4 protein-coding genes and 1 pseudogene are annotated in these 5,056 nt (G+C 68.4%); 2 read left to right on the top strand and 3 right to left on the bottom strand.

Going from position 1 to position 5,056, the window contains the following annotated elements:
- A partial coding sequence (locus JMF90_RS23515; protein WP_201325488.1) for a LysR family transcriptional regulator occupies nt 1–743 on the bottom strand: 743 nt, incomplete at its 3' end.
- 199 nt (nt 744–942) lie between these two features.
- Here JMF90_RS23515 and JMF90_RS23510 point away from each other — a divergent pair.
- Complete coding sequence (locus JMF90_RS23510; protein WP_011547763.1) at nt 943–3,126, top strand: FUSC family protein; 2,184 nt, start codon at nt 943–945, stop codon at nt 3,124–3,126.
- Nucleotides 3,127–3,263: 137 nt separating this feature from the next.
- The gene (locus JMF90_RS23505) at nt 3,264–3,476 is read left to right on the top strand and encodes a hypothetical protein (protein ID WP_011547764.1); all 213 of its coding nucleotides are present in this window, start codon (nt 3,264–3,266) and stop codon (nt 3,474–3,476) included.
- Between the two features lie 156 nt (nt 3,477–3,632).
- On the opposite strand, the gene JMF90_RS23500 is transcribed toward JMF90_RS23505, so the two are convergent.
- The gene (locus JMF90_RS23500) at nt 3,633–4,742 is read right to left on the bottom strand and encodes a P1 family peptidase (RefSeq protein WP_011547765.1); all 1,110 of its coding nucleotides are present in this window, start codon (nt 4,740–4,742) and stop codon (nt 3,633–3,635) included.
- Between the two features lie 63 nt (nt 4,743–4,805).
- A pseudogene (locus JMF90_RS23495) lies at nt 4,806–5,056 on the bottom strand (APC family permease); the annotation flags it as partial.

The raw sequence follows: 5,056 nt of genomic DNA, 5'->3' as shown, positions 1-5,056 counted from the left end.
TCGATTGCCGAATACAGCGGCAGCATGCCGATCCCGATGCCGTCGCGGATCGCGAGGGCGAGCGATTCGGCCGTATTGGTCTGCACCGGCCCGGCGACATGGATCTGCTCGACGCCGTCGGGCCCTTCGAGCACCCATTCGTGCGTCGGGAACGCCGGCGTACATAGCGTCAGGCACGCGTGCGCGGCGAGATCCTGCGGGCGGGCCGGCACGCCATGCCGTTTCACGTAGTCGGGCGATGCGCACAGAATGCTGAACGTCGAGCCGAGCAGGTGCGACACGAGCTCCGAATCAGGCAGCGACGATGCGGTGACGACGGCCATGTCGCTCGTGCCGTCGAACAGGTCAGGCATCCGCTGCGACAGCGACAGCTCGATCGACACGTCCGGGAATTGCGCGTGATAGCGCGTCAGCGCGGGTAATACGTAGTGGTGCCCGACGCTCGCGAAGCTGTGCATGCGCAGCACGCCGGCCGGGCGCTCGTGCGCGCAGCTCGCCTCTTCTTCCGCGCGGTCGACGTCGGCGAGGATCTGGCGGCAGCGCCGCAGATAGCTTTCGCCGGCCGACGTGAGCGCGAGACGGCGCGTCGAGCGATTCATCAGACGGGTGCGCAGGCGCGCCTCGAGCTCCGACACCGCGCGCGACATCGCGCCCGTCGTCGAATTCAGCGATTGCGCGGCGGCGGTGAAACTGCCCGTCTCGACGACGCGCGAAAACACCCGCATGTTTTGTAGCGTATCCATTCCTGTGAGCAACCTGTAGCGGAGCCGCCATTTTCCTCCACTGCGCGCGATAGATTGTTACGTCGGCTGCAACTATCGTTTCCCCGCAACTGCGTTAATGCACGGGCGCCGCACTCCTACAATCGGCGCCTCACCAGTCGAACGGACCCGTTCGGACGCACCGCGGCGCTTCGCCCGGTCGGCCCTGGGCCCTCTTTTCATGAAGCCACAACCTGCGATCGAGCGACCTTCCATCGAACCGGCACGATGGAGGCCATGGCTCGATCCGCTCGGCAACGCGGCGCGCGACTGGGCCGCGACCGACGGGCTGATCTGGCTGCATCTCGCGAAAACCGTGCTCGCGGCGCTGCTGGCGATGGGCATCGCGATGCGTCTGGAAATGTCGCAGCCGCGCACCGCGATGACGACCGTGTTCGTGCTGATGCAGCCGCTGTCGGGCATGGTGTTCGCGAAAAGCTTCTACCGCGTGCTCGGCACGGCGGCCGGCCTCGTCGGCGCGCTCGCGCTCGGTGGGTTGTTCGCGCAGCAGCCGGAGCTGTACATGGCCGGCATCACGCTGTGGATCGGCGGCTGCATCGCGCTCGCGGTGCGCAACCGCCACTTCCGCTGGTACGGCTTCGTGCTCGCCGGCTACACGGCCGCGCTGATCGGCCTGCCGGCCGTGATGACACCGCAGACGCTGTTCCAGTCCGCGCTCACGCGCGCCGCGGAAGTCGCACTCGGCATCGCGTGCTCGGGCGCGGTCAGTGCGTTGATCCTGCCGTTGAGTTCCGCGAAGGCGCTGATGCGTTCATTGAGCGCGCGCCACGCGACGTTCGCGGCGTTCACGGCCGGCGCGCTGGCGGGCGACGTCGCGCGCGGCGATTTCGAGCGGCGCTTCGCCGATTTCGTCGACGACATCGTCGGCTTCGAAGCCAATCGTGCATTCGCATCGTTCGAGGACCCGCACATTCGCGCGCGCAGCCGTCGGCTCGCGCGGCTGAACAGCGAGTTCATGAACGCGTGCACGCGGCTGCATGCGCTGCATCAACTCGTCAAACGGCTGCGTGCGAACCAGTCGGACGCTGTGCTCGACGCGCTGGCGCCGCACGTCGACGCGCTCGCCCAGCGCTTCGCCGCGTTGCGCGACGAACGCCAGCGCGGCATCGCACCGGCCACCGGCGCGCTGCTCGAACTGCGCCGCTTCCACGGTGCGTTGCCGAAGACCGCGCGCGCGTCGCGGCGAACCCTCGAGGACCATGCGGCCGGCGGCCTGCTCGACTTCGATACCGCGATCGAGCTGCTGTACCGGTTCATCGGCGAATATCTCGGCTACGTCGACACGTACGCGTCGCTCGACCAGGACGATCACGCGTTCGAGCGCTCGGTCACGCATTACGCGGTGAAAACCAATGCGTTCTTCGTCGGTTTCGCCTTCCTGCGCACGGTGGTCGCCGTCGGCGCGATGAGTGCATTCTGGATCGCGTCGGAATGGCCGAGCGGCTCGCTCGCGGTGATCGCCACCGCGATCGCGTGCGCACTCAGCTCGACGTCGCCGCGCGCGCCGAAGTTCGTCGCGCAGATGGGCGTCGGGGCGGCGTTCGCGACCGCCGTCGGCTACCTGTTCCTGTGCTACGTCTATCCGAACATCGACGGTTTTCCGCTGCTGTGCGCGGCGCTCGCGCCGGTGCTCGGCCTCGGCGCGTTCCTCGCGATGCGGCCGGGCCTGTCCGGCTACGGGATCGGCTTCGCGGTGTTCTTCTGCTTGCTTGCGGGCCCCGACAACACGATCGCGTATACGCCTGAAGTGCTGATCAACAACGGGCTGGCGGTCGTGGTCGCGATGCTCGCGTGCTCGCTCGTGTTCGCAGTCGTATTCCCGACCCACATGCCCTGGCTCACCGGCCGGATCGCGCACGACTTGCGCCGCCAGGTGACGCTTGCATGCGAAGGCGCGCCGGACGGCCTCGCGCAGCGCTTCCAGTCGAGCACGCACGACCTGATGGCGCAACTGCGCACGCTGCTGGTGCGCCGTACGCGGCAGCATCGCGATGCACTGCGCTGGATGCTGTCGACGCTCGAGGTCGGCCACGCGGTCATCGACCTGCGCGACGAGCTGCACGCGTTCTGCGCGTCGAAACCGCCGCAGACGCTGCGCTGGATCGGTTCGATCGATGCGGTGCTGAACGAACTGCCGCGCTTCTTCGACGATCCGACGCCCAGTCGCCATGCGCGTACGCTGAAATCGGTGAATCTCGCGATTCGCGCGGCACAGCACACGCTGCAGGCGTGGTACGCGGTGCCCGACGCGCGCCGCAGCATGCAAAGGATCGTCGGCTGCCTGCACTTCATGCGCAGCGCGCTGCTGGACAAGGACGCGCCGTTCAACCGGCACCGCCATTGAAGAATGTGTGCGCGCGCTACGGGATCGTTGTTCCGGATGGAAATAAGCTCTACAGCCGCGGTGATTAATCTTTAAGCAGTGCGAGCCTATAGTTTCCTCACTGCCAGCGAGACTGGCACTCACCCAGGAGAAACAAAATGAAGCCGCTGCACCTCGCCCTCGTTGCCCTGTCGCTCACCGCTGCCGTCGCTCACGCGCAGCCGGCGCCGGCAGACGCCGCACCGCAACAGGCGAACCGCACCGAAGCGATCCAGGCCGCCGGCCGCGTCGATCGTGCGCAATCGAAGCAGGAAGACCCGAACGCCTGCGTCGGCCCCGTCAGCTTCTGCAACATCTACTTCGGCAGCTGAGCATGACGCCGCGTCGTCACGGCCCGGCCCATATCGCCCCCACGGCCCCCACGGCCCGCACCGCACGCGTGACAGGCGCGGGCGGACGGCGGTCCGGCCGATCGCCGCATCGCCGCCCCGCCCCACGCCGCTTCGATTGAAGCGGCGCTTGCCGTTTCAGGCGCCGCGCCCCGGCCGCCAACCCACTTCGCGCAACGCATCCAGCAAGCGCGCCTGCCCGAGCCCTTCGACCCGCGCCCCGCGCGATGCGACGTCGCCGCCCGCGACCAGCGCATTCACGATCGCCTCCTCCACCGCTTCCGCCGCCGCGACGAACAGCGCGGAAATATGGTCGTTGTTGACCATTTGCACGCCGGTGGTCGGCGCGCCCTTGCTGCCGTAGTTCACCGCCGGCAAGCCGGCGTTGCCGGTGGCGAACGCGAGAAAGATGTCGCCGCTCGAATCCTCGGTGCCGCCGCCGACGCGGGCCAGCCCGACGCTCGCGCGCTGCGCGAGACGCGTGCATTGATGCGGCAGCAACGGTGCGTCAGTCGCGATCGTGACGACGATCGAACCCATGCCGGCTTCGCCTTTCGCGTCGGCTTCGCGGAACGGCGAATGCACATGCCGCAGCACTTCGCCGACCGGGTAGCCGGCCACGCGCAGCATTTCGCGCACACCGTAGTTCGCCTGCACGAGCGCGCCGACGGTCCAGCCGCCCGCATCGTCCGCCAGCACGCGCGACGCGGTGCCGATGCCGCCCTTGAACTCGTGGCAGATCATGCCGGTGCCGCCGCCCACGCCGCCTTCGGCAACCGGCCCCGACTGCGCGGCGGCCAGCGCGCGCTGCACGTGCGCGGCGCTCACGTGCTGCCCCCAGATGTCGTTCAGCAGTCCGTCGTAGGTTTCCATCACGACCGGCATGCACCAGTACACGCGGCCGGCCGCCGCTTCGCGTTCGTTCGCGACGAGCGCGTCGCGCACCGCGCCGACGCTGTGGGTGTTCGTATAGGCGATCGGCGTCGTCAGCAGGCCCGCTTCGCGAATCCATTCGAGCCCGGTCGCGTCGCCGTTGCCGTTCAGCACGTGCACGCCCGCGAAGCACGGCGAATCGTGCGCGGCGCCCGCGCGCGGCTCGATCACGGTGACGCCGGTGCGGATCGATGCGTCGCCGTTCTCGACGTTCAGCGTGCAGTGCCCGACCCGCACGCCCGGTACGTCCGTGATCGCGTTGAAGCGGCCCGGCGTGCCGAGGCCGATGCGGATGCCGAGATCCCTCGTGCGCATGATGCAATTCCTCCAGTCTTTCGATGGTTCGTGTGTCGGTGGTGCACTGTATCGATCCGGCGCTCAGAGCGCGCGGAATGCTTCGCTGTGGCGCGCCCAGGCCACGTACATCACGAGCGCCGCGACCAGCAGCCCCGCGATGATGATCAGGTCGGTCGGTTTCGTCGCAGTCGCCAGCGTCGTGTAAAGCGTGTACGCGGCGCCCGCCACCGCGACGAGCGGCGTCACGGGCCACAGCGGCATCCGGTAGTGATGCTCGACGTCGCGGCGCACGAACCGGCTCGCGAGCGCGGCCAGCCCGACGACCAGATAAA

Origin of the sequence: Burkholderia sp. E168m23, assembly GCF_016586125.1 — a bacterium.
GTDB classification, from domain to species: Bacteria; Pseudomonadota; Gammaproteobacteria; order Burkholderiales; family Burkholderiaceae; genus Burkholderia; species Burkholderia orbicola.
This window is presented reverse-complemented; position numbering and strand designations above follow the sequence as displayed.